Here is a 23,256-nt window from a genome sequence, read left to right as displayed (position 1 = left end):
CGAATTTAACGACAGAATTAACAGATTGAGGGTACGGATATGTGTGGAATTGTAGGGGCAGTTGCGCAGCGCGATGTCGCTGACATTCTGGTTGAAGGCTTACATCGTTTGGAATATCGCGGTTATGACTCAGCTGGTGTTGCCACCATTGATGCCAGTGGTGAGCTGCAGCGCGTTCGTTGTGTGGGCAAAGTTCAGGCACTTAAAGACGCGTTAGCCCAATCACCATTAAACGGTGGAACGGGTATTGCTCATACACGCTGGGCAACTCATGGCGAACCAAGTGAACGCAATGCTCATCCACATGTTTCATGTGGAACAATTGCGGTTGTGCACAACGGTATCATTGAAAACTATCAGCCACTTCGGCAAATGCTCAAAGACAAAGGTTATGAGTTTACCTCTGATACTGACACCGAAGTGATTGCGCATTTGATTCATGATCTGCTTAAAACTCATAGCTCGCTGCGTGAAGCTGTGCAAGTGGCTAGTTCTCAATTAGAAGGCGCCTATGGGATGGCAATCATGGATAAACGTCATCCTGAAAGCATTGTCGTTGCTCGTTCTGGTAGCCCGCTGGTGATTGGCTATGGGCTCGGTGAGAACTTTGTGGCTTCCGACCAATTGGCTCTTTTACCTGTGACTCGTCGCTTTTCTTATCTTGAAGAAGGCGATGTGGCGCAAATTACGCGTCAGTCTGTCACCATCTTTGATAAAAATGGCGAACTGGTTGAACGGGAAATTACCGAATCAAGCGCCTCTCATGACAGTGGCGATAAAGGCCAATATAAACACTTTATGGCCAAAGAAATTTTTGAACAGCCCCAAGCACTGCAACAGACTTTAGAAGGGCGCATTAAAGGCGGTAGTGTGCTCGATAGTGCCTTTGGCGCTCAAGCCGGGGAATTGTTGCCAAATATTGAACATGTGCAGATTATTGCGTGTGGTACTTCTTATAACTCAGGGATGGTTTCTCGCTATTGGTTTGAAGAGTTAGCCGGTGTTTCTTGTAATGTGGAAATTGCCTCTGAGTTTCGTTATCGCCGTTCATTTGTTCCGAAAAATAGCCTGTTAGTGACGCTTTCACAAAGTGGTGAAACAGCTGACACTTTAGCGGCCTTACGGTTAGCCAAAGATATGGGCTACATGGCATCACTGACTATCTGTAACGTTGCGGGCTCTTCATTGGTTCGTGAATCCGATATGGCTTATATGATGAATGCAGGCGTTGAAATTGGTGTCGCCTCGACCAAAGCCTTTACCGTACAGCTGGCTGCATTGTTGATGCTGGTGGTCGCTATTGGCCGTCATAAAGGACTCGATAAAGCTAAAGAGCAGGAAATTGTGCAAGGGTTGTTGAGTTTACCTGCCAAAATTGAGCAGACGCTGACCCTTGATAAAGAGATTGAACAGCTCGCCGAAGAGTTTGCCGATAAGCAACATAGCCTGTTTTTAGGTCGCGGTAGTCAGTATCCAATCGCGCTTGAAGGGGCTCTTAAAATGAAAGAGATCTCTTATATTCACGCTGAAGCCTATGCGGCAGGGGAACTTAAACACGGACCGCTGGCGCTAATTGATGCCCAGATGCCAATTATTGTTGTGGCTCCTAACAACGAATTATTGGAAAAACTGAAATCGAACATCGAAGAAGTACGTGCCCGTGGTGGTTTGTTGTATGTATTTGCCGATAAAGACGCTAACTTCAAAAGCGATGAAACCATGAAGGTTATCAATCTTCCGCATATCGATGAGCTGATTGCCCCAGTGATCTACACCGTTCCAACACAATTGTTAGCTTACTATGTTGCTTTAATTAAAGGCACCGATGTCGATCAGCCGCGCAACTTGGCAAAATCAGTTACAGTTGAATAGATATTTTCTTTCAATAAAACTATAAAAGCTCAACTACTGCTCGTTTAAATGGCGATAATCGAATAGGTTATCGCCATTTTTTAATCATCAAAGTTCAACTGTAATCGGATAATAAAGTTTGATCAAAGTTAATATAGTTTGATCATTTTTGACGTTTTATGATGATTATTTCTGACTCAATTTTGCCCCATTATTGGCTAGGCTATTTTTACTTTGCAATAGATTTGATCGCATTTTAATCTAATTTATTAATGGCAAATAATACTCATACGCTCACAGAGCCATAGATAGCAAGGTGCAGTAACATCGTCTGCATCTCATGATAATTTATGAATTTGCATATCTTGCGCACAATGAGAATGTGCGCTATTATCGTATCATTGATGCACAATAAGACTGTGCAATAGCATGGCGGTAAATTTTAAAGATAACTGGCTCGAAGCGTTCTACGAAGAGGATGCGCGACATCGTTTAATCCCTAATACTATCGAGAATGCTTTGTTTCGTAAGCTTGAAATATTAGATGCAGCAAAAGCTGAATCTGACTTGAGGGTTCCACCGGGTAACCGGTTCGAACACCTTGAGGGGAACTTGAAAGATTGGTGCTCTATACGAGTGAACAAACAGTATCGTTTGGTTTTTAAATGGGTTAACGGTGTAGCAGAAGACACCTATTTAGACCCTCATAAATATTGAGGTAAGGGTAATGCGTAGAACTAAACGTCGTCCAGTTGGTGTAGGTGAAATGCTCAAGCTTGAGTTCTTAGAGCCTATGGAAATTACATCCAAAACTTTAGCTGAAGCAATGGGTGTGCATAGAAATACAGTTAGTCACTTGATTAACGGTGGTACTTTGACTGCACCACTTGCAATTAAACTTGCGGCTGCGCTAGGCAATACCCCAGAGTTTTGGCTTAATATCCAGCACTCGGTAGATTTGTGGGATACAAGAAATCGTTATCAAGACGAAGCAAAATCAGTAAAGCCTTTGTTTTCAGTGCAAGATACTGAACTACGCACATAACAATCGGTTCAAGCCGACTGCCAACTAGAGGTATAAAGAATATTATTTTTTCAGTGCGTTGCGGTAAGTGAGTTATGGCGTTGGCAGCAACTTAACCGGGCGTTAGCCCACAGAAATTTTCATTCTAAATGACGAGTTAGAGTTAATGCTTTAACTCGGAAATGTCCAAAACGGAGCTAGATATTGATCAGACTTTATTATCACTTCACCAAGTTTGGTCGTCGTAACATCCTCAATAATGATCAAACTTTTTTATCCGACTACATCTGTTTAGTCGCATAGCAAAATCCTAAATTCCCAAGCTCATGGCACAAATGCTTTTGATACAAATAGGCTAATGCGTTAAGTGCTATTTTTTGTGTGTTGATAGCCACATTTCGTTGATTAGCAAGAAAGGTTAAAAATTGTGTAACTTCTTCCGTTCCCATTGTTTCAGGATGACGCTTGTGGTGAAAGTTAATGAATGCTTTGATCCAATACAGATAGGTTTTTTCTGTTCTAATGCTGTAACCACGCATACGCATTTCCTCCTGAAGACCTTTCAGAAATGGGCTTTTTAGACTCATGATAACTCCTAACCTTATAGTGCTGTATTTATATACAGTATTATTTGAAATTCTTGGATATCAAGGGAAATAGTGAAAAATTTTTGCGCGTTTATACATGAATAAATTCAGATTATTTATGTTTATCAACAAGTTATGAATTTTTGATTTGAGATAATAGGTTTGGAAAACGCGCATGCGCACTAATAAAATGTTATGTGCTCATTTGATTATGAGTCCAGAAAAAATTCTGTATATTATATTCATAGAAAATATTTGGATGTATACAAATGGCATTGCAACCCTTAAGAATACCTGCGGGCTGGACTGTAAGTTGGAATTCGTGGATTGACGAAGATCCTAGTGAAGATAATTTTATCTGTTTTGATGGTACCACTCTTTTTTCTGCAGATTGCAACGTGGTAGAACCTATGTTGTCGCTTGATATTGAGTATTATCCCAAAAATTTGGAAGAAGGTATGTTTTGTGCGATTTTTGTATCATACAAAATGCGTAAAGGTAAAGTAGTCGAAGAAGAACGATTGGGAAGCTATAAAACAAAGTCGCGTTTGGATATGGTCGAAAAAATCGAGAAGTTTATGCTTGAGGGCAAAATTTAAATTATTCAACATTAGTGAAAAAGCACATAACAAATCGCTGCAATTGACAAAATAACTGTCACGTATTTTGGAAACCAAAATGACGCGCCAGCTATTTTGCAACTGAGCTCAGCGTTAAACCATAGAAATTTTAATCCGAAATTCACCTGTTCAAACCGACGTTCTAACACGCTTTTGTCCAAAACTGAGCTAGATATTGATCAATGTTTATTATCAATTCACCAAATGGGGTAGTTGTAAAGAACCTCAAAAATGATCAAACTTTATTATCCGACTACAGATAGGACCGTGATGAAAGATATTAGCGATGTATTAGATGCAGTGGTCGATGAACAGAGCTTTCTTTTGTTTGTTCAATCCTTGATTGCTGATTGTAAACAGCACGAAAATCAAAGTAGCGATATGTCCAGTAGTGGCGGTTGGGCTAACAATACGATTTGTGATTTTCTTGAAGGCGCTTTGTCGTGGGCAGAGGATAGTGATTTTGGTGTGGAGCAAGATGAAGAGCTAGCAACGAATAAATGGAGACAATTTGCAGTGTTTTTATACTGCGGAAAAATTTATGAGTAATATTTAACAAGCGGTGTTCTGTCGGCTTTGATAAAGGAGATCAACACCAATGCCAACGTGTTGATCCATTTATACAAAGTAGAATGCTGAGTGTTGAGTTAACGATTTAATAAACGCACTCTTTGTACAGCTAAACCGCTATCACCAACCGCCATTGCGTTCACTCCAGGTTGCTAAAAAGCTTTTGAGTCGCTCTGATTGGGGATTGCTCATCAACGATTTTGGCTCTCCTTGCTCCTCAATATTGCCATCGGCCAGAAATATAATGCGATCGGATACTTGCGCGGCAAATCCCATCTCATGGGTGACAATCAACATGGTCATTCCCTCTTCAGCCAGCTGACGCATCACTTTAAGCACTTCACCGACCAGTTCTGGGTCAAGTGCCGAGGTCGGCTCATCAAATAGCATAATTTTGGGTTCCATCCCCAGCGCCCTGGCTATGGCAACGCGTTGCTGCTGACCGCCAGAAAGCGCTCCCGGATAGGCGTCTGCTTTGTGTGACATTCCGACTTTTTGCAAAACTTGCAGGGCTTTTTCTTTAGCCTCAGATTTGGCTAAGCCTGCCACCAGCGTGAGTGGCACCATCACATTATCTAAAACCGTTTTATGGGGCCAAAGATTAAATTGCTGAAAAACCATGCCAACATTGCGCAGGTTCTTTTGTGTGAGACGTCTGGATTGACGCTGATAGTTACCGATGTTATCACTGCCATAACCAATGAGTTGTCCTTCAATGAGAACCTCGCCCTCATCATAGACTTCTAGAAAGTTAATGCAGCGCAATAAGGTACTTTTGCCTGATCCTGAACCGCCAATAATCGATAAAACCTCGCCTTCTTCTACATTCAGATTAATGCCTTTGAGCACTAAGTTATCGCCAAAGCGTTTGCACAGGTTAGAAAGTTTAATAATAGGGGAATAAGGCTTTTTCATACTCAAGACTCTTTGGGTTGAAATAAATGACGGGTGGCATGTTTTTCAAGTTGGCGGGCAGCTTTTGCCAAGGCAAAGGTCATCAGCCAGTAACAAACGCCAAGAAACAGATAAGGTTCGGCAACAGAATAGGTTTCGGTCGACATTTTAGTGGCCGCACTCATCATTTCTGGTACGGTGATAATTGATAGCACCGCTGATTCTTTGACTAATAAAATGGTCTGGTTAAGGACGGTGGGAACAATCAGTGCCAGCATTTGTGGAATACGGATATGCCAGAATATTTGCCAAGGGGACAGTCCTAAATCAAAAGCGGCTTCAATTTCCCCCGATGGAATACTCTCAAAGCCCGCGCGGAAAATTTCCGCAAAATAGGCTGCTGTGTAAAGTCCTAACCCACCCATTCCGACTTGCACGGCACTGAATCTAAGCCCGATAAACGGCCCACCATAAAAGACCAAAAATAGCTGAACGAGCAGTGGGGTTCCACGAAATAGAGTGATATACAAACGATAAAGCGCTCGAATGATGATAAAGCGTTGCTGAGAGATAACGCACAAACATAAGCCAAATAAAAGGCCTATCACCAGTGCCCCTGAGCAGACATACAGCGTGTATAAAATGCCCCGCAGCAAAAGAGGCCAGTAGCTGACATACAGATGAAAATCCATATTAAGACTCCTGATGACGGGATAGTCGCCGCTCAACCCAATAGCCAACCGTACTGGCACTGAGGGTTAACAGCAGATAAAGTGCCCCTGCGGCCACAAAAAATTCCAGTGGTCGATAGGTGGTTGATGAGTATTGCTGGGTTACACGCATTAATTCAGACACTGAAATGGTCGAGATAAGTGATGAATTCTTAATGATATCGACCACCTCATTGACCAGTGCCGGCACGGTTTTTCGCAATACTTGTACCAGTTCGATATGATAAAAACATTGCCAGTTGGTCAGGCCAATATCCCAAGCTGCTTCAACTTGACCGCGAGGCAGCGTTTGAAATCCCCCCCGTAAGATTTCCGATTGAAATGCGCCGCTATTGAGTGATAGCGATATAATCGCTGCCAAAACAGGGGGAATATCGACTCCAAGCATCGGCAGAAAAAAGAAGATCACCCCCAGTTGAACCAGCAGCGGTGTGCCGCGAAAAACACTGATATAAAATGAGGTGATAGCGCTGATTAGCGTATTTTTCGACATGCGAGCCAGACAAGTGGTGGCTCCGATACAAAAGCCGATACCAATCGAAATCAGCGAGATCCAGCAAGTGACCCATAAACCGGCCAGCAGGTCAGCGCGATAGCTCCAGACAACACTCAGATCAAACATGTTTCACTCCTTGTGCTAAAGTCGTCTTTTTAACGACACAGCACACACGCAGAGCAACTCAAACATCATTGTGGCACCCGTTAAGGCGGTGATTCCGCTGGGGTCAAATGGCGGGGAGACTTCCACCACATCTGCGCCAATAATTGTCAGTTTATCCAGCGCACGGACCATCTGCTGGGCGTCAAACGTACATAATCCACCGATTTCAGGCGTGCCTGTGCCCGGCGCGTAGGCAGGGTCTAAGCTGTCGATATCAAAGGTGATATAGGCTGGGGTGTTCCCAACTACGCGATAAATTTCCTCGATAACCGCTTTTACCCCAAGCTCATTGAACTCTTCTATGGGAATCACGCGCATGCCGCTGTCATAACTAAATTTCCAGATATCTTTATCAGCAACCGCTCCTCGAATCCCTATTTGGATGGTTTTTTTTGGATCGATTAGGCCTTCATCTACGGCGATTTTAAAAGGTGAACCATGGTGAAAACGCGAGCCAAAATAATCATCGCCAGTGTCACAGTGAGCATCGAAATGCACTAATGCCACCGGTCCATTCTGTTTAGCAAGGCCACGTAAAATCGGCAGGCTAACGGAATGATCGCCGCCGACTGATAAAGGTAAAATGTTGGCTTGTTGCAAGCGGGTAAAGAAATCTTCGATGCTTTGATGAGCCGCGACAAGTTCAAATGGATTTTGTGGCAAGGCATCGCCAACATCAGCAATATTAACTAGCTCATAAGGAGCAACCCCCGTTGCTTGGTTTATTGTGCGACAGAGACTGGATTGATTGCGCACCTCGCGAGGTCCGTGACGAGAGCCGGGGCGGTTAGTGACGCCACCATCGTAAGGTACTCCAACAAGTGCGATATCTACATCTGTTAAATCAGGCACATAAGGCGTGCGCATAAAGGTTGGGATCCCAGAAAAACGTGGTTGTACTTTTGGGTCTTGGTCCATTGAGAAACCTCATGAAGTGATAATAAAAGCCAGCTTAGTGCCGAAGTTGTCATCGGCACTACGCGAAAATCGGTATTAGTTTTGTGGTGTTGGGATATGGCCTTGCGGCACGTTCATGGTAAAGCCGAACCATTTTTTCTGGAGTTGGGCGAGTTTGCCGCTTTTTTGCATTTTCAAAAGTTCTTTATTGAAAAACTCGACCAATGAGCGGGAGTCTGCGTCTTTGCGACCAGCCCATGCGTAATAGCTTTTATCACCAAATGGAGGTTGGATAATGGCAAATAGGTTAGGGCGTTTTTTCACAATTGGAGCAAGGTTTGGAATCGCTTGTGGCACAATATCCACGCGATGAGAAGCCAGTGCTGCGTACGCTTCGTTGTAGTCGGTAAACTCGACAATCGCTTTGACCTTTTTCCCTTGTGGGATGAGGACATCTTTCTCAAATTTTTTCACGGCGTTATATTGCTCTGAGCCGCTTTGCACCCCAATTATTTTGCCCGCCATATCTGCAGGTTTTTCAATACTGTCATCACCTTTGCGTTTTAAAATGGCAACGGAGGCATCTGCGATTGGGTTGGTAAAGGCATAATGGGCCATTCGTTTTTTGGTGATCATTAATGTCGTTGCGACAAAATCGTAACGTTTGGAATTAAGCCCGGCGAGGATCCCCTGAAACGGCAAATCGAGCTGCTTGAGCTTCACTCCGGGCAGATCTTTCATGGCTTCATCGAGAATATCTTTACCGTAACCGACGATTTTGCCATCTTTGAGCATTTCAAAAGGTTCATAACGCGCTTCGGTCGCAACGACTAACTCACCTCGAGCTTTAATTCGCGAGAGTAGGTCGGCATGCGCAAGTTGGCTAATGGTGAGGCTTAACGCAAGTGTGCAAAATAGTTTGGGCAGAAAAATTTTAACATTCATCAGTCTGGTGCTCCTTTTAAACTGGTTGAAGTGGTGCTGTTTTCATCATCAGTTCAATGTACTTTTCAGACAAACGTAATCTGCTAATTGATACGCATAAGCCTGGCTTATGCACCGTTATTGCAGCTATTTGCACCGAAATGCATCATTTATAAAACTTATCTTGGAGCACGCCACTGCCTGCCACCGATTTTGCGTGGCATATCCTTTGCTTGATATCAAACGGTTGAAAGCCTCGAAGGATACGTTTATTGCAGTTAGATTTGAGCGTTTGATACGGAGAGAATATGTCTGCCCGATTGCCCCCACTGGAAGCGCTTCGCTATTTTGAAGCCGCTGCCCGACACTTAAGCTTTACCCATGCCGCCGATGAGTTGTGTGTGACGCAAAGTGCGGTAAGTCAAAAAGTTATTCAGCTGGAACAGCGACTGGGTTATGCGCTATTTGAGCGACACATTCGCCGCTTAACACTCACCGAACAAGGTGCTTTGATCTATCCGGTGGTACAAACAGCGTTAGGTAATATTCGTGATGTGCTAAGCACAGCACAAATCGAGTATGGTCATAAGTTGACCATTTATTGCGTCCCCTCATTTGCCAGTCGTTGGTTGATGCCGCGGCTCTATGATTTTCATAGCCACTATCCTGACATTGACCTGCATATTATGTCCTCGCCAGACCAACCCGATTTTAAAGAAGAATCAATTGATATTGGCATTTGTCATGGTCATCAAGAACAACCGGATATGGTTCAAGAACTATTGTTCTGGGATTATATTTATCCGGTAGCAACTCCGCAGGTTATCCGCCGAGATCATATCAAAACCCCATTGGATCTGAGCCAGACGATTCTTTTACACGATGCTCTGCCGCTGGCGAAACTTGCAACCTCGTGGCCAAATTGGCTATCTGAGCATGGGTTGAGTCAGATTGATTGTCGCAATGGCTACCGTTTTAACCAAGCCGATCATATTGTGCGAGCGGCGTTAGATAGTCGAGGTGTTGCGCTTGGGCGCCATGTGCTGGTGGCTGCAGAAGTGAAGCGAGGCCGCCTACAACCGCTCTTTGAACACTACCAACGAGACGATGGCGTGTATCTGGTTTATCAGAAAAAACAGCAAAATGCCCAAAGCGTAAGCGCGTTTTCCAAATGGCTCAAACAACAAGCGCTGCTTTTTAACCAACAGATGAATGTCGAGCAATTGGTGACGGTTAAAGCGGCACAATCAATGACGCTATCCACTGACTATGCCAAATAGTTGATATCCTTTTTTGTATAGCTTTTAGCTTTGCTGGTTTGATGACAAGTGGGAGAAAAAACAGCTTGAAAAGCGCTTAAGACGAAAGTTATAAAGGTGGGAGATTTTCAATGAAAACGTACTGTTAGGATATTAATGACGGATATAGATTTTTATCAGGACCCGGTTAATTATTGCATTGAGGCTCTGTCGAGTGATGATAGTAATGAGCGCTACAATGCAGCTGATATTTTACGTGGTCTCGCGGGGGAAGCTGAACCTGCCCTTGTGGCAATTTGCCAACATATTGAACATGATAGCGATATTGAAGTCCGTCGGCAGTGTGTGTTTGCGCTGATTGACATCGGTGCGGCGCTCAAACAAAGAGCCAATCAATGCCTTCCCTATTTAGAAGCGGTTAAAAATGAAGATGATGCCGAGCTTTGTGAGCTTGCTCAGTTAGCGATTGCTGAAATTTGTTCCTAACCTTCAATTCCCCCTAATTGTTTTACCTGATGCGCCAACAGCTTGATGATATTCACAAAATACTTGGCTATCGGGTTTTCTATGCAGCAACCAAAGAAAATCCTTCTATAGTAAATAGATAAGCCTGTTTTGTTTGTTTCGCATAGGATGTTGAATGCTAAAGCTGCGCCAACCATCGATTAAACAGCCTAAATACATCTGGCCTTTCTGTATTTTTATCTTTCTGGCTTTTTTATTGGTGAGTTTTAGCAGCTATCGAGAATCTAAGAATCTACTGGGCCATCAGATTAGAGAAAATTTTTTACCGCTCACCAGTGATAATGTTTATTCGCATATTCAGCAGGATCTGCTCGAGCCTATTTTTATCTCAAGGTTAATGGCTCACGATACCTTTTTAAAAGATTGGACGCTTAATCCAAACCACTCTGATGCTGCCATTGTGCGCTATCTAAATGCGATAGATAGACGCTTTGGTACTAAATTAGCGTTTTATGTCGATGATAAAACGGGCAAATATTATACCCCATTGGGCATCAATGCTGATTTCAAATCTGCTGCTGATTGGTATCTACGGGTGAAAAATCTCCCTGAAAATAAGAATTATGAAATCAATATTGGTCGCGATCCAAACCAACCTTCAAATCTCGATATTTTTATTAATCATCGTGTTTTTGATTATCAGAATCAATTTATGGGCGTGGCAGGGATAGCATTATCGGCAAAGAAAATTCGCGAACTAATCAATAATTATCAGCAACGTTATAACCGAAATATCTACTTTGTCGATAGACAAGGGAATGTGACTTTGCACACAAAAAATTTCAATCGACCCAATAATTTACGAAAATATATAAAGGAACCTGGTTTAGTTAATAATATTCTATCTTCCCCTGGTGGTTATTATCAATATCATCGAGATGGTCACGTTATTGATTTGAATATTCGGTTAATTAATGAGTTTAACTGGTACCTTATTGTTGAACAAGGTGAACATAAAGTATTTCGAAATTTAATGTATATTCTTTGGTTTAATCTCTCTATTTGTATTTTTGTCACATTATTTGTTTTATTTGTTGCACGGTTAACCATTGGTCGTTACCAGAAGAATCTGCGAGAACTGGCTTCCACTGATAAATTAACAGGGCTTGCTAATCGCCAAATTTTTCAAGAGTCATTTAAAGATATTGATGAACAAAACGATTTTCCTATTTCAATATTACTGTTTGATATTGATTTCTTTAAAAAATTTAATGATACCTATGGCCATAGCTTTGGCGATGAGGTTCTTAAAGATGTGGCCGAGGTTTTACTCTCACAAGTTCGAAGCTCGGACTTGGTTTGTCGTTGGGGCGGTGAAGAATTTTTGGTGCTGTTACACCAATGTCCGCTCGAGCGTGCTATTGAGAAAGCCGAACAGATCCGCTCTCAGGTGGCGAATTTAAAATTGAGTAAAGGTAGTGAAGCTGTCTCTCTATCCATTAGTGGTGGAGCCGCTTGTCTTAAGCCTAGTGAGTCTCTTCACCAAATCGTCAATCGTGTTGATACTGCGTTATATGCCGCTAAAGAGCACGGGCGTAATCAAATTATATCGGTTTAAAATTATGTTGGTTTCCCTTTAATAAAGCGGGTTATTTATTGGTAATTAAATAGCACTTGGTCATCTTTTTATATAACTTTGCTAACTAAATTACATTGTTCAACAATTATTTGTTTGTTCATTATTATAAATATATATCCAAATAATATAAAAACGTATTTTTATTTATTTTCTCTTATTAACACAAAAATAAACAACCAGTCCATTACGATGGAATTGGCAATTATTCCAAAGTTAATGGAGAAAAATAATGAGTATTAATAAAAAAGAACTACCTTCCTTTTTAAAATCTGAATTGGATTTCTACCTAAAAGACTTAATTAAATATAATGATAAACATTTAGTCGTTGGCGGAAAACCTCATTCGGAAGATGTTGTCCTGCAATCGAATGATTATTTGGTACTAGCTAATAATCCTCAAATTAAAGAATGTTTAAAAAAATCAGTCGATAAGTCCAATGAAAGTATTCTGATGTCAGCTGTGTTTGTGCATAAAGATGACAGCAAACCAACATTTGAAAAACAGATGGCAGAATTCGCTCATTTTGACTCATGTCTTATTTTTCAATCAGGATGGAGTGCCAATACATCGCTCTTGCAGGCGATATGTTCCAAAGAGATCACCGTCTATATTGATTTCTTGGCGCATATGTCATTGTGGGAAGGGGCTCGCAGTGGTGAAGCTAAAATTTTGCCATTTTTGCATAACAATGCTCGGCATCTGGAAAAGCTGATTAAACGTAATGGTCCCGGAATTATTATTGTGGATGCGGTTTATAGTACCGTTGGGACGATTGCGCCGCTGGAAAAAATTGTTGAGTTAGCAAAAAAATATGGCTGTGCAACCGTCATTGATGAATCCCACTCACTCGGTGTTTATGGCAAACAAGGCGCTGGCATTTTAGCTGAATATGGATTGTCAGATGAAATTGATTTTATGACGGCAAGCCTTGCTAAAACATTTGCCTATCGCGCGGGTGCGGTTTGGGCCAACAACAATTTTAATGCCTGTATTCCTTATATTGGCTATCCCGCTATTTTTAGCTCAACCATGCTGCCATATGAAGTTGATGTATTAGAAGAGACTCTCAATATGATCAAATCCATGGATAAAGAGCGTGCTACGTTGTTTACTCAAGCCCAGAAATTGCGTGAAGGCTTTACCACTATGGGGATTTCGATTCAGAGTGAGTCACAGATTATATCTATCGAAACGGGGGAAGAAGACAATACCTATGAGGTGCGCAACTATTTAGAGAAAAATGGTGTGTTTGGTTCGATATTCTGTCGTCCGGCAACGTCGCCTAAACATAGTATTATCCGGTTCTCTGTGAATAGCAGTTTGACCGATGCTCAAATTGATAAAATTCTGAGTGTTTGTTATCAGGCTATTCATCAAGAACATCTCTATATTAAATAATGAGTCATTAGCCCTGGTTCGCCAGGGCTATACCCATGATTGTAATTTATTGATTAATTGAGTTTTATTGGATGGCTTAATGATGTAGTCATTCATCCCACTGGTTAGGATTTTATCGATAGTTGAGCGCTGATCATCCCCTGTATGACCAATAATCGGAATGTTATTGTATTTTTTCTGTGATGCTCTAATTTTGCGAGTTGTCTCCAAACCATCCATCAACGGCATTTCTAAATCCATAATGATGATATCGATGTTTTCGCCGTTATCTAACATCTTAATGGCATCGGCACCTTCACTGGCTTGATAGGTAATAAAGCCATTATGCTCTAAGAGTAATGAAGTGAGCTTTAATACTGATTGGTTATCATCCACAACGAGAATCTTTGATTTTTCACTGAGATGCTCTGCCTGTGACGATGGTAATGATTTTATGTGATTATCATCAGACAGAAGATTGCTTAAAATGATTTTCTGATAGTTTTCGATGAAATCACGATAGTTGATAACGTTTGCCTGATTGCTTTGCTGGTGCTCGCTCAGATAAATCACATTGTCTTTATTATTGATTTTGTTTTTCACACGAGCATCGATTTTATCCAAATCAACGATGGTTAGATCGTAGCGATAGGTATAAAAGTCCTCGCAAATCAGAGCGTTTGAGTTGATGATTTTGTACGGGAATTTACTGTTAGAGAACAAAAAGTCAGACATTAATTGGTGAGGTCGAGTATCCGTGATGTAGAGGATCTCTTTATGGCTGATGATGGTGTTTTTGAGTTTTTCAAGCTCTGGGGATGTTTCTTTGGGAAACGCCAGTTCAAACTCGGTCCATTGCCCAAACACGGATCGACAAAAAATATCGCCATGAAAAGCGCGCATAACCCGTTTGCAAAACGGCAGCCCTAAACCAAAACCGTTATTTTTACCGTTTGTGTAAAAATCATCAAAAATATATTTGAGTTCCTTTTTCTCTATACCACGGCCATTATCACGGAAAATCACTTTGTTGTATTTCTCATCCTGACTGACATGGATAGAAATATGAAAGTCATTGTTTTCTTTATAATGAAAGGCGTTTTTCATTAAGTTGTAAAAGGTGTAAATCAGTAAGCTTTCGCTGCCCAAATAGGAAAAGTCTCGTTTAACTTCTAATTGGATTGATTCTTTGTCTTCATAATGGTTGTAACCAAACGAATGAGTCACCTTATTTAAGGTTTCTTCAATCGAGTGCAACTTAAATGAAGAGGTGGAAATGCGTGTTTCATCGATTGATGTGAGCAATATTTCAATCGTATCTAGTGCATTATCGATGGTATTGACCGAATCATTAAAAATCTGTTCAAGTTTCTCTTTGTTTTGCGGCTGCTCTTTGAGTAAATCTTGTGACAAATAGAGTGAATGCTTGAGTGCGCTCAGCGGATTGCGCATCTCATGAGCAATCCCTGCACCAAAGGATTTGGTCGTTGATATTTTGTTTTCGTTGGAGTTTTTATTTTTGACGTAACACAAGGTGCCAAAGATATAAGCAAATAAAAAGATAGGGACATAAGACCATTTTACATCTGGATTGAGGTAGCCATCTTTGAGTAAAAAGGCACATAAATAAGCGAAAAAGAAGCCAGCAATAGCCTGGAACACCAAAATTTTAGTGTCGTAAATTGTCAGAATATGCAAAAACAAGGCTGCCATGAGTGACATTGCCCAGATGTCTGACCAGTTATTCATGAGCATCATGAAGCTAAAGAAGAACGGAAGCCCGATACCGATTGCGGTTACATAATAATAAGGAAGCCATTTTTTAAACGTCTCAGGCCAATAACGATGAAAGGCTAAAGGTAGAAAAATGACCGAGCAAAATGAGCGTAACAGCAGAGAATCGTAAGGCTGGGGATAGAGGTAATGCCAAATCACATAATAAACCGGATAGCCCAAAAAACCGAGCCAGCCGATCACTGTCAGATTAGATTCAGAAGTTGTATAAATTTTCTTGATGGCATTCATAAATTCAACTTCACCCAGAAAGGACAGCTTTAATCGTACGTGATTTCATGACCAAAAAATATAGCCTGATTTGATTAAAAACAAATTTATTATTAGTGTTTTTGACGAACCCGTAAAAACTAATTATACCGCGCTATAAGTGGGGTTATGAGATGTTTTCGACTATATTTATTTTAATTCAATTGACTTAATCCATTTTACTCATTGGCAATGATTTAATGTCACATTTGTGCATTTACCAACGATTGCAGTTGGTTAGGATTGCGTTGGGGAAAATGTCCCGTTAAGGTGTTTACTAATTTTTGCTATCGAGATACGGCTTCATGAAGAAAATTACAGTACTTTTTTTATCTGCGCTGGCTATTACCACGACCAGTTCTGCTGCATTTGCTCAACAGGACAGCGATTTTTCTGCCAAGCAGCGCCAAGAGATCGGTAAGATTGCGGCCGATTATCTGCGTGAGCACCCACAAATTTTGGTGCAAATTAGCCAAGAGCTGCAAAAACAGCAACAGCAGCAACAGCAACAGCAGATGGTTTCTGCCGCGGTTCAATCCAGCAGTAATTTACTGGATGTGAAAGGTATTCCGCATATTGGCCCTAAAAATGCCAAAGTGACTGTCACTGAGTTTTTCGACTATCAGTGTTATTACTGCCATCACATGGCTCCAATTGTTGAAAAGCTCATGAAAGCAAATCCGAAAGTGCAGTTTGTTTTTAGAGACTGGCCAATTTTTGCTTCTCGTTGGGAAAATTCAGGAAAAGCTGCCACGGTAGGTTTGCAGGTTTGGCATGATAAAGGTGCGGCCTCTTACATCAAATATCACAACGGGATCTTTGCCACCAACCATGATGAAGGCAAGCTCACTGAAACAGATATTAGCCAAGTTGCAAAAGCCGCTGTCGGTAAAGCCTTTAAACAGGCAAATGATGAAGCTTATAAAAAAACCATCATGAAAAATGATGCACTGGCTCGCCAGATTGGTTTTCAAGGTACACCTGGCTTTATCGTCATGCCAACCAAAGGTGCGAGTGTTCAAAATACCGCGGTCATTGGTGGTGCAGTACCGCTTCAAGCACTTCAGCAAGCCATTGATAAAGCACAAAAATAGATTTTTATTTGATGGATAGATGAGCCCTCTTAAAAGAGGGCTTTTTTATGCGCGTTTTTTGTATCAATCGGCGCCTCTTTGTGGCTTATGAATCACCATCTAACGATGGGGTAAATCTCTCCCATCACTGGATGGTACTGGCTTGATGTAGGACAAGTCCTATCAGAAAAAGATAAAATTTTTGTTGATGAATGATTCAAAAAGTAATACAAATGGAAATTATTCTCATTTGTTTTCATTTTTTAAGGGTTTCATCAATGCGGAAGATGAACTGCATCGTAGGTGCATTGGTTTTAGCATTCTTACTGATAAGCACCGAGGTGCTTGCTGCAACAGTGGACTATCAAGCGGCTGCAGATGACATTAATAGTCGATTGGATAAAGCGTTAGTTGCCTACAATCAATCCGATGCTGCCAAGGCGAAATCAATTGTCCAGATGGCCTACTTTGAGGTTTTCGAAGGGATTGAAGGCCCCATTCGCATTAATTATTCCCAGAAATATAGCTACAAACTCGAAGCAAAATTCACTGAAATTCGTAAATTGATTGCGCAAAATGCGCCTAAAGAAAAGGTCGCAGCGCAAATCGCTTGGCTCAAAGGTCAGATTGAAACTGTTCCCGGTATTTTAAAATCTGGCCATCAATTGGTGGCCGAAACGCAGAATATGAATCAGAAGGATATTCTGCCGTATTACCGTGAGCAGGTTTTAACCTTAGAAAGCTTAATGAACCAAGCTCTGGCAAGTTATCGCTTAGCACCACAAGTAGGTGATGATGCAGCGCAAGCTAAAAACCGTCAGCATGCCTACGATCTATTGCGTCAAGCGCAGTTCGATAATTATAAAAACTCTGATTTGGAAACTGCGATTCGCAGAAATGATTCGCAGGAAAAAGCGGCTCAGTACAATGACCGTTTCCAAGCACTCGAAGATCTCTCCCTTAAGCCTTTTACTTCGCAAAATCTGGTCAAATTCGGTTATCAGCTATCAACCTTGGTCTCGGATTTAAAAGATGATCTGCCTGGATTGCCAGCGATCCGTGATTCACAAAAAGAGCAAGATAGCACAACGGCAGATGTCAGTCAGAAAGACTGGTCAGCGGTGGTTATAAAAATTGATCAAGCCGTTAAACAGGCCATTTATCAGTACAGCCAAGGTCATCATAAACAAGCGATGATGGCGGTACAGGATAGCTATTTTGACTTGTTTGAAGCCAGTGGCATGGAGAACGCGGTTGGGGCTCGCGATGTTACTTTTAAATCAGAGCTAGAAGGTTACTTCACGCGATTAGTGAGCTTGATGAAAGCCGATGCCAGCTTGGATGAGTTAGCAAATCATCAAAGTGCAATGAGCCAAGCATTGCAAAAAGGCGCTGATATGCTGGGCTCTGGTAGCCAAGGCTTCTGGGCTATTTTCTTGGCAAGTTTGACCATCATTTTGCGCGAAGGGCTTGAAGCTCTGCTGATTGTCGCGGCTATCGTGGCATACCTGGTGAAAAACAATCATCAGGATAAGCTCAAAGTGATTAAAAACTCGGTGGTCGTTGGACTGGTTGCCAGCGTGATTACCGCAGCGTTGTTCCAGTGGCTGTTTACCAATGCTGGTGCCAGCCGCGAGATGCTTGAAGGCATCACCATGCTGATTGCGGTTGTCGTACTCTTTAGTATGAGTTACTGGTTATTGTCCAAAGTCGAAGCGCACAAATGGCAAAACTATCTGCAAAGTAAATTAAGCCGCTCGCTAACTTCTGGCTCGATTGCTGGCTTGTGGTTTGCCAGCTTCCTGGCGGTGTATCGAGAAGGCGCTGAAACCGTTCTGTTTTACTACGCGCTTGGTTCAGGAACCAGCTCAAGCTCCATCGCAGCACTGTTTTCTGGATTAGGTGTGGGGATTGTCCTACTTGTCGCTATTTTCTTCTTGATGCGCTACAGCGTTGTCAAATTGCCACTTAAACCATTTTTTATCTTTACCGGCTGCTTTATGTACCTGATGGCCTTTGTCTTTGCTGGTAATGGTGTGTTGGAACTTATCGAGGCCAAATTGTTTAATCCGACCTTATTTAAGGGCGGATTTGAGATCAGTTTATTGGGGATTTACCCCTATATCGAAACGGTCACGCCGCAACTTGTTTTAGTGTTCGCCGCTATTGTTGCGCTGGTGGTCATTCGTCAGCAAGGACGAAAACAAGCCATTCATAATTAAATTAATATAAGGAACGAAAGACTGATGAAAAAATGTTTACTTTCTGCACTGGTCGCTTCATCTCTGATGGCTACTTCATCTGTGGCTCTAGCAGGTGAACATCCTGCTGGGAAAACAGTAGAAATGAACGGGATGGAATTGTCGGCAGTGTATTTAGAACCAGTCACGATGGAACCACAGGGAATGATGATGGCAGCCTCTAAAGCTGACGTTCATTTAGAAGTGGATATTCACGCTCTTAAAGGTAATAAAAACGGGTTTGCGGCCGGTGAGTGGATTCCATATCTGACCGTGAATTACAAAATGAAAAACTTAGATACCGGTAAAACTCAGCAGGGTACATTCATGCCAATGATCGCATCGGATGGCCCTCACTACGGCTCTAATGTGAAAATGCTTGGTGTTGGTAACTACGAGCTGAGTTTTCATATTGATCCACCATCAAAAGGTGGGCTGTTGCGTCACACCGATAAAGAAACTGGCGTTGGTCGTTGGTATAAACCATTCGATGTTAGCTACAAATTTAAATATGTCGGTTTGAAATAAGTCATTCAAAAGCCGCTCCAGAGTTGATGGGGCGGCTGTAACTTTGTTGTGGTGACCGATGAGTTTTTATCTCAGTAATGTCCTGGCTCATTTTTTACTGTCAGGTGTTCTATTTGCCGTCCTCTACAGCCATATCGCAGACAAACAATTTAAAGCGCGTTTTTACACCGCCTTGCTTGCGATTATTGTTGGAGCAGTTGGTTATGCACTGCTGCCTTACTCGCAAGTTTATGTCCTGATTATTAACATTGCTTTAGCCGCGGTACTGCTCGCTATTTTGCTCTGTTATCTTGTTTTTCCTCGACTTGAACGTGTTTTAACGTTGTGGCTGTTTTTACAGTTAGCGCTTGCTAGCTTTATGTGGGCCAAAGAAGCCAAATTATCGATGGTCAGTGTGACCTCGGTGATTAATACCGATCTGATTTTAAATGCCAGCGCTATTGTGTTTGGCTTTATTTTAGTAGCGATAGTGCATGTCATTAGTGCCAAAGTGTTGAGCCCTCGCAGTTGGTGGTTTCGCCGAGGGTTGCTCACGGTTTTGGTACTGTTAGCTCTTTTACCTATTTCGGGTGAGATTTTACTCGCTGCGATGAAACTTGAGATAGTGGGTTTATATGGCTCTCTACTGAGTTACGTTGCCAAGGTAACCAACTTTTACTGGTTATATGCGTATGGGGTGATTGCTGCGAGCTTTGTTACGCTGGCAGGATTGTATTGGCGCCAGATGCGGCCGTTAAAGCATCAAGTTCATCAACAAAAAGCGCTTATCCCTAAACGACTTTTGTTAGCCAAATGGCGCAGTTGGCGCAATCTGGCTGGCTTTAACTTAGTCGCATTGGTTGTGGTGCTGGCAAGCTTACTTTATTGGGATGCTGTCGCGTCTCAACCACCGACACGTTCGCCGGCTTTAACCGTTAATCTGCAAAGTGATGACGCGGTGCATATTCCGATTACCGATGAACTCAAAGATGGCAAATTGCACCGTTATCGTTGGATTGCCAGCGATGGCAAAGTGGTACGCTTCTTTATCATCGATCGCTATGCCAATCAGAGCAAATTTGCTGTGGTGTTCGACGCGTGTATGTTATGTGGCGATGCAGGGTATATTCAATCTGGCGATCAGGTAATTTGCCTCGCCTGTGGGGTGCACATCTTCATTCCATCGATTGGCCATGGGGGCGGCTGTAACCCCATTCCAATTAAAAAATGGACATTGCGTGACAACCAAATCGCAGTATCGAAAAAAATGCTTGAAAGTGGTCTGCAGTATTTCTCGGATGTGGTGAAAATAGCCGTGAATGACCCAGTTAATGGCCAGTCACTCACCAACTTAGATGCGCCATTTAGCTATCAATTTGGCGGTAAAACCTACTTCTTTACCGGCAAACAGTCGTATCAAGCGTTTCGTGATGATCCATGGAAGTATGTTAAATCCAGCTCTGCCATGGGGGGAGCATAACCATGTTATGGAGAATGTTATTTCAGTCATGGCGTCACGACAGTTCGCGTAAACTGCTGGCGGTGATGACAATTTTTCTAGCTGCCGGGCTCATTTCAGCTCTTCTGGCTATCTCTATTAGTATCGGCGACAAAATGTCGGTTGAGATGAAGCGCTATGGGGCGAATATTGAAGTTTCCCCTGAAGGTCAGGTGCAGCTGCCGTATATGCTCAAAGGTTCACTGGATACGCTTAATAAAGAGGACTTGCTCAAAGAGAGCGAGCTGCCGAATATTAAAAATATTTTCTGGCGCAATAACATTATTGGTTTTGCGCCTATGGTGCGAGGGCGAGTGAATGTTGTCGGTAGCGCTAATCAGGTTGCTATTGAAGGAACGTTTTTCGATCAACATTTAAGTGTGCCAGATGAGCCGGATTATCATACTGGTCAGAAAATCATCTCAAGCTACTGGAATGTGAATGGTCAGTGGCCTCAAGATGATCAAATGCAAGCGCTACTTGGTCGTTCGTTGGCGAAAAAAACGGGCTGGAAAGTTGGTGATATTGTTCATTTAACTGGCGTGAATGGTCAGTCCAATGAAGTGACTATTACCGGCATTTTAGCCAATGGTGAAAAAGAAGAAGACTCATTGGTGATGCCGCTACACATTGCCCAGCACCTATTGGGGCTTGAAGGCAAAGTTGAGTCGATTAAAGTTTCGGCCTTAACGGTTCCTGAAAACGCGCTATCACGCAAAGCCCGCGAAGATTTGCAATCGCTTGATTCAGATGAATATGACCGTTGGTTCTGTACTGCATTTGTTTCATCCATCTCATTTCAGTTAGAAAAAGCGCTCAGTAACGCTTCGGTTCGCCCTGTTTGGCAGGTCGCGGCCTCAGAAGGGATTGTCATTGGTAAGATCCAAAGTTTGTTATTTATGGTCACTCTGGCGGCCTTTATTGCCGCGGCGATGGGGATTGCTTCATTGGTCACCAATACCATTTTGCAGCGCGCCAAAGAGATTGGCTTGATGAAATCTTTGGGGGCTCATAACTGGCAGATTTATCTGATTTTTTACTCTGAGTCCGTTTTATGTGGCTTGATAGGTGGCCTGCTTGGCTGTGGCGGCGGCTATTTGTTAGCTAAAGTGATGGGCTATACGCTGTTTCACTCTGCGATTGGTTTTCATTGGATTATCGTTCCGGTGATGCTGTTTATCGCGATTATTATTTCGGTGTGTGGGACCTATTACCCATCGCGGCGAATAGCAGCCCTTTATCCAATCGAGGTGCTTTATGGCCGCCAATAACTCTTCGATGCGCTCACTTTTAGTGATTCGCTCGTTAAAAATGCGGATGCGCCGAGTCCTGGTGGTGCTAGCCGCCTTGATGGTCGGCTCGGCCATTGTGACGGCGATGGCAGGTGTCTACTTTGATATTAACCAGAAGATGAGCCACGAGCTGCGCAACTTTGGGGCTAACTTTTTCGTCGGTCCAAGCGGTGAAAAATCATTGATGCCTTATTCTGATTACCAGAAAATTTTGGCCAAAGCGCCCAAAGATTCATTGGTGGCTGCCAGTCCTTATCTCTATGGAATGGTGCAATCAGATCTGGAAAAAGTGGTATTGATGGGCGTTGATTTTGGCTCGTTTCGCCAATTGGTTCCCTATTGGCAGGTGAAAGGCAGCTGGGTTGGGGTCTCATTTGACCAACGTAATGCGATGATCGGGCAAAAGTTGGCTAAAAAGCTGGAGCTTAAAGTTGGCTCAACGGTCAATATCATCGATGGTCAGAAAAAGCATCAATTTACCATTAAAGGCATTATCGATTCCGGTCAGGAACAAGATAACTATCTGATTGTGAATTTGAATATCGCCCAGCAGTGGTTAAATAGAGCCAATCAAATTAACTATGCCATGTTTAGCCTAGATAATGACCACGGTCAGGTGAATCAATTGGCGAAGTCGTTGAGCAAGCAGTTTCCTCATTTATCGCTGCGACCGATTTTAAAAGTTTCAGCATCTGAGGGGCAGGTGCTCGATAAAATTAAGTTGTTGATGGGCGTGGTTGCAGTTGTGATTTTGGTGCTCTGTACATTGTGCGTCAATACCACGCTGACCGCTATGATCGGCGAGCGCCGGCGCGAATTTGCGTTGCAAAAAGCACTCGGGGCGGCCCATCGCCAAATCGTGCAACAGATTTTAACCGAAACTTTGTGTATGACCGTTGTTGCCATTATCGCTGGGATCGTCATTGGCTATGTTTTGGCACAAATCCTTGGTGAGAGTGTCTTTGGTGCAACTATTGATTTGCGCGCACCTGTGCCATTTATTACCGCTAGCCTGTCATTATTGGCCGCATTCGTTGCAGCCGTTATCCCTACCATGCGGGCGATGCGTGTCGATCCTGCCAAAGTTTTAAAAGGAGAATAGC

At 42.5% G+C, this 23,256-nt stretch carries 21 protein-coding genes and 1 pseudogene; 15 read left to right on the top strand and 7 right to left on the bottom strand.

What is annotated here, in order from left to right; all coding sequences use genetic code 11:
• The first annotated feature begins 39 nt into the window (after window positions 1-39).
• From glmS to ABTQ23_RS00255, 3 genes are all read left to right on the top strand, one after another.
• Entirely contained in the window at window positions 40-1,872 is a 1,833-nt protein-coding gene (glmS, locus tag ABTQ23_RS00265; RefSeq protein WP_408613613.1) for a glutamine--fructose-6-phosphate transaminase (isomerizing), read from the top strand.
• 408 nt (window positions 1,873-2,280) lie between these two features.
• Window positions 2,281-2,568 (top strand): type II toxin-antitoxin system RelE/ParE family toxin, encoded by a 288-nt coding sequence (locus ABTQ23_RS00260; protein ID WP_408613612.1) that lies wholly within the window; start codon window positions 2,281-2,283, stop codon window positions 2,566-2,568.
• Between the two features lie 10 nt (window positions 2,569-2,578).
• On the top strand, window positions 2,579-2,896 hold the full coding sequence (locus ABTQ23_RS00255) for a HigA family addiction module antitoxin (RefSeq protein ID WP_408613611.1): 318 nt from the start codon (window positions 2,579-2,581) through the stop codon (window positions 2,894-2,896).
• Between the two features lie 266 nt (window positions 2,897-3,162).
• Here ABTQ23_RS00255 and ABTQ23_RS00250 read toward each other — a convergent pair.
• Window positions 3,163-3,462: pseudogene (locus ABTQ23_RS00250) on the bottom strand (phage integrase N-terminal SAM-like domain-containing protein); the annotation flags it as partial.
• 269 nt (window positions 3,463-3,731) lie between these two features.
• On the opposite strand from ABTQ23_RS00250, the gene ABTQ23_RS00245 reads away from it, so the two are divergent.
• Both ABTQ23_RS00245 and ABTQ23_RS00240 read left to right on the top strand, forming a co-directional pair.
• Complete coding sequence (locus ABTQ23_RS00245) at window positions 3,732-4,061, top strand: hypothetical protein (RefSeq protein WP_408613610.1); 330 nt, start codon at window positions 3,732-3,734, stop codon at window positions 4,059-4,061.
• Window positions 4,062-4,352: 291 nt separating this feature from the next.
• Entirely contained in the window at window positions 4,353-4,631 is a 279-nt protein-coding gene (locus tag ABTQ23_RS00240; protein WP_408613609.1) for a DUF7660 family protein, read from the top strand.
• A 141-nt stretch (window positions 4,632-4,772) separates the two neighbouring features.
• Here ABTQ23_RS00240 and ABTQ23_RS00235 read toward each other — a convergent pair whose 3' ends face one another.
• From ABTQ23_RS00235 to ABTQ23_RS00215, 5 genes are all read right to left on the bottom strand, one after another.
• Window positions 4,773-5,567, bottom strand: coding sequence for an amino acid ABC transporter ATP-binding protein (locus ABTQ23_RS00235; protein ID WP_408613608.1), 795 nt, complete (start codon window positions 5,565-5,567; stop codon window positions 4,773-4,775).
• Window positions 5,568-5,569: 2 nt separating this feature from the next.
• Window positions 5,570-6,238, bottom strand: coding sequence for an amino acid ABC transporter permease (locus ABTQ23_RS00230; protein ID WP_408613607.1), 669 nt, complete (start codon window positions 6,236-6,238; stop codon window positions 5,570-5,572).
• Window position 6,239: 1 nt separating this feature from the next.
• Window positions 6,240-6,899 (bottom strand): amino acid ABC transporter permease, encoded by a 660-nt coding sequence (locus ABTQ23_RS00225; RefSeq protein ID WP_408613606.1) that lies wholly within the window; start codon window positions 6,897-6,899, stop codon window positions 6,240-6,242.
• A gap of 15 nt (window positions 6,900-6,914) precedes the next feature.
• The gene (gene speB / locus ABTQ23_RS00220) at window positions 6,915-7,856 is read right to left on the bottom strand and encodes an agmatinase (protein ID WP_408613605.1); all 942 of its coding nucleotides are present in this window, start codon (window positions 7,854-7,856) and stop codon (window positions 6,915-6,917) included.
• A 75-nt stretch (window positions 7,857-7,931) separates the two neighbouring features.
• A complete protein-coding gene (locus ABTQ23_RS00215) occupies window positions 7,932-8,780 on the bottom strand; it encodes a transporter substrate-binding domain-containing protein (RefSeq protein WP_408613604.1) in 849 nt (282 codons plus the stop codon).
• A 287-nt stretch (window positions 8,781-9,067) separates the two neighbouring features.
• Here ABTQ23_RS00215 and ABTQ23_RS00210 point away from each other — a divergent pair, with 287 nt between their 5' ends.
• The 4 genes from ABTQ23_RS00210 (at window position 9,068) to cqsA (ending at window position 13,521) form a co-directional block, all read left to right on the top strand.
• On the top strand, window positions 9,068-10,039 hold the full coding sequence (locus tag ABTQ23_RS00210) for a LysR substrate-binding domain-containing protein (protein WP_408613603.1): 972 nt from the start codon (window positions 9,068-9,070) through the stop codon (window positions 10,037-10,039).
• A 135-nt stretch (window positions 10,040-10,174) separates the two neighbouring features.
• Window positions 10,175-10,504: a HEAT repeat domain-containing protein gene (locus ABTQ23_RS00205; RefSeq protein WP_408613602.1), complete on the top strand. Its 330-nt coding sequence runs from the start codon at window positions 10,175-10,177 to the stop codon at window positions 10,502-10,504.
• Window positions 10,505-10,658: 154 nt separating this feature from the next.
• Window positions 10,659-12,101 (top strand): sensor domain-containing diguanylate cyclase, encoded by a 1,443-nt coding sequence (locus ABTQ23_RS00200; RefSeq protein WP_408613601.1) that lies wholly within the window; start codon window positions 10,659-10,661, stop codon window positions 12,099-12,101.
• A gap of 256 nt (window positions 12,102-12,357) precedes the next feature.
• Window positions 12,358-13,521: an alpha-hydroxyketone-type quorum-sensing autoinducer synthase gene (gene cqsA, locus ABTQ23_RS00195; RefSeq protein ID WP_408614039.1), complete on the top strand. Its 1,164-nt coding sequence runs from the start codon at window positions 12,358-12,360 to the stop codon at window positions 13,519-13,521.
• 27 nt (window positions 13,522-13,548) lie between these two features.
• Here cqsA and ABTQ23_RS00190 read toward each other — a convergent pair whose 3' ends face one another.
• Complete coding sequence (locus tag ABTQ23_RS00190; RefSeq protein ID WP_408613600.1) at window positions 13,549-15,525, bottom strand: hybrid sensor histidine kinase/response regulator; 1,977 nt, start codon at window positions 15,523-15,525, stop codon at window positions 13,549-13,551.
• Window positions 15,526-15,848: 323 nt separating this feature from the next.
• Here ABTQ23_RS00190 and ABTQ23_RS00185 point away from each other — a divergent pair, with 323 nt between their 5' ends.
• The 6 genes from ABTQ23_RS00185 to ABTQ23_RS00160 all read left to right on the top strand — a co-directional run bounded on the left by ABTQ23_RS00185 (window position 15,849) and on the right by ABTQ23_RS00160 (window position 23,255).
• On the top strand, window positions 15,849-16,637 hold the full coding sequence (locus ABTQ23_RS00185) for a thioredoxin domain-containing protein (protein WP_408613599.1): 789 nt from the start codon (window positions 15,849-15,851) through the stop codon (window positions 16,635-16,637).
• Window positions 16,638-16,903: 266 nt separating this feature from the next.
• A complete protein-coding gene (locus tag ABTQ23_RS00180; protein ID WP_408613598.1) occupies window positions 16,904-18,838 on the top strand; it encodes an FTR1 family iron permease in 1,935 nt (644 codons plus the stop codon).
• 24 nt (window positions 18,839-18,862) lie between these two features.
• Window positions 18,863-19,384 carry an iron transporter gene (locus ABTQ23_RS00175; RefSeq protein ID WP_408613597.1) on the top strand — a complete coding sequence of 174 codons (522 nt, stop codon included), beginning with the start codon at window positions 18,863-18,865 and terminating at the stop codon, window positions 19,382-19,384.
• 58 nt (window positions 19,385-19,442) lie between these two features.
• Complete coding sequence (locus tag ABTQ23_RS00170) at window positions 19,443-20,843, top strand: Fe-S-containing protein (RefSeq protein WP_408613596.1); 1,401 nt, start codon at window positions 19,443-19,445, stop codon at window positions 20,841-20,843.
• A gap of 2 nt (window positions 20,844-20,845) precedes the next feature.
• Window positions 20,846-22,132: an ABC transporter permease gene (locus tag ABTQ23_RS00165; RefSeq protein ID WP_408613595.1), complete on the top strand. Its 1,287-nt coding sequence runs from the start codon at window positions 20,846-20,848 to the stop codon at window positions 22,130-22,132.
• Entirely contained in the window at window positions 22,119-23,255 is a 1,137-nt protein-coding gene (locus ABTQ23_RS00160; protein ID WP_408613593.1) for an ABC transporter permease, read from the top strand. Before ABTQ23_RS00165 ends, ABTQ23_RS00160 begins: the two co-directional genes overlap by 14 nt.
• The last annotated feature ends 1 nt before the right edge of the window (window position 23,256 follow it).

It is taken from the genome of Celerinatantimonas sediminis, from assembly GCF_046054195.1.
GTDB lineage: Bacteria > Pseudomonadota > Gammaproteobacteria > Enterobacterales > Celerinatantimonadaceae > Celerinatantimonas.
This window is presented reverse-complemented; position numbering and strand designations above follow the sequence as displayed.

What these genes read in the sequence shown, in the direction of transcription:
- ABTQ23_RS00180 (WP_408613598.1), top strand. Translation starts at nt 16,904, where the DNA reads ATGAACTGCATCGTAGGTGCATTGGTTTTAGCATTCTTACTGATAAGC.
- ABTQ23_RS00225 (WP_408613606.1), bottom strand. Translation starts at nt 6,899, where the DNA reads ATGTTTGATCTGAGTGTTGTCTGGAGCTATCGCGCTGACCTGCTGGCC.
- ABTQ23_RS00215 (WP_408613604.1), bottom strand. Translation starts at nt 8,780, where the DNA reads ATGAATGTTAAAATTTTTCTGCCCAAACTATTTTGCACACTTGCGTTA.
- ABTQ23_RS00240 (WP_408613609.1), top strand. Translation starts at nt 4,353, where the DNA reads ATGAAAGATATTAGCGATGTATTAGATGCAGTGGTCGATGAACAGAGC.
- ABTQ23_RS00230 (WP_408613607.1), bottom strand. Translation starts at nt 6,238, where the DNA reads ATGGATTTTCATCTGTATGTCAGCTACTGGCCTCTTTTGCTGCGGGGC.
- ABTQ23_RS00210 (WP_408613603.1), top strand. Translation starts at nt 9,068, where the DNA reads ATGTCTGCCCGATTGCCCCCACTGGAAGCGCTTCGCTATTTTGAAGCC.
- ABTQ23_RS00205 (WP_408613602.1), top strand. Translation starts at nt 10,175, where the DNA reads ATGACGGATATAGATTTTTATCAGGACCCGGTTAATTATTGCATTGAG.
- ABTQ23_RS00160 (WP_408613593.1), top strand. Translation starts at nt 22,119, where the DNA reads ATGGCCGCCAATAACTCTTCGATGCGCTCACTTTTAGTGATTCGCTCG.
- ABTQ23_RS00235 (WP_408613608.1), bottom strand. Translation starts at nt 5,567, where the DNA reads ATGAAAAAGCCTTATTCCCCTATTATTAAACTTTCTAACCTGTGCAAA.
- ABTQ23_RS00175 (WP_408613597.1), top strand. Translation starts at nt 18,863, where the DNA reads ATGAAAAAATGTTTACTTTCTGCACTGGTCGCTTCATCTCTGATGGCT.
- glmS (WP_408613613.1), top strand. Translation starts at nt 40, where the DNA reads ATGTGTGGAATTGTAGGGGCAGTTGCGCAGCGCGATGTCGCTGACATT.
- ABTQ23_RS00170 (WP_408613596.1), top strand. Translation starts at nt 19,443, where the DNA reads ATGAGTTTTTATCTCAGTAATGTCCTGGCTCATTTTTTACTGTCAGGT.
- ABTQ23_RS00165 (WP_408613595.1), top strand. Translation starts at nt 20,846, where the DNA reads ATGTTATGGAGAATGTTATTTCAGTCATGGCGTCACGACAGTTCGCGT.
- ABTQ23_RS00245 (WP_408613610.1), top strand. Translation starts at nt 3,732, where the DNA reads ATGGCATTGCAACCCTTAAGAATACCTGCGGGCTGGACTGTAAGTTGG.
- ABTQ23_RS00260 (WP_408613612.1), top strand. Translation starts at nt 2,281, where the DNA reads ATGGCGGTAAATTTTAAAGATAACTGGCTCGAAGCGTTCTACGAAGAG.
- ABTQ23_RS00200 (WP_408613601.1), top strand. Translation starts at nt 10,659, where the DNA reads ATGCTAAAGCTGCGCCAACCATCGATTAAACAGCCTAAATACATCTGG.
- ABTQ23_RS00185 (WP_408613599.1), top strand. Translation starts at nt 15,849, where the DNA reads ATGAAGAAAATTACAGTACTTTTTTTATCTGCGCTGGCTATTACCACG.
- ABTQ23_RS00255 (WP_408613611.1), top strand. Translation starts at nt 2,579, where the DNA reads ATGCGTAGAACTAAACGTCGTCCAGTTGGTGTAGGTGAAATGCTCAAG.
- speB (WP_408613605.1), bottom strand. Translation starts at nt 7,856, where the DNA reads ATGGACCAAGACCCAAAAGTACAACCACGTTTTTCTGGGATCCCAACC.
- ABTQ23_RS00190 (WP_408613600.1), bottom strand. Translation starts at nt 15,525, where the DNA reads ATGAATGCCATCAAGAAAATTTATACAACTTCTGAATCTAATCTGACA.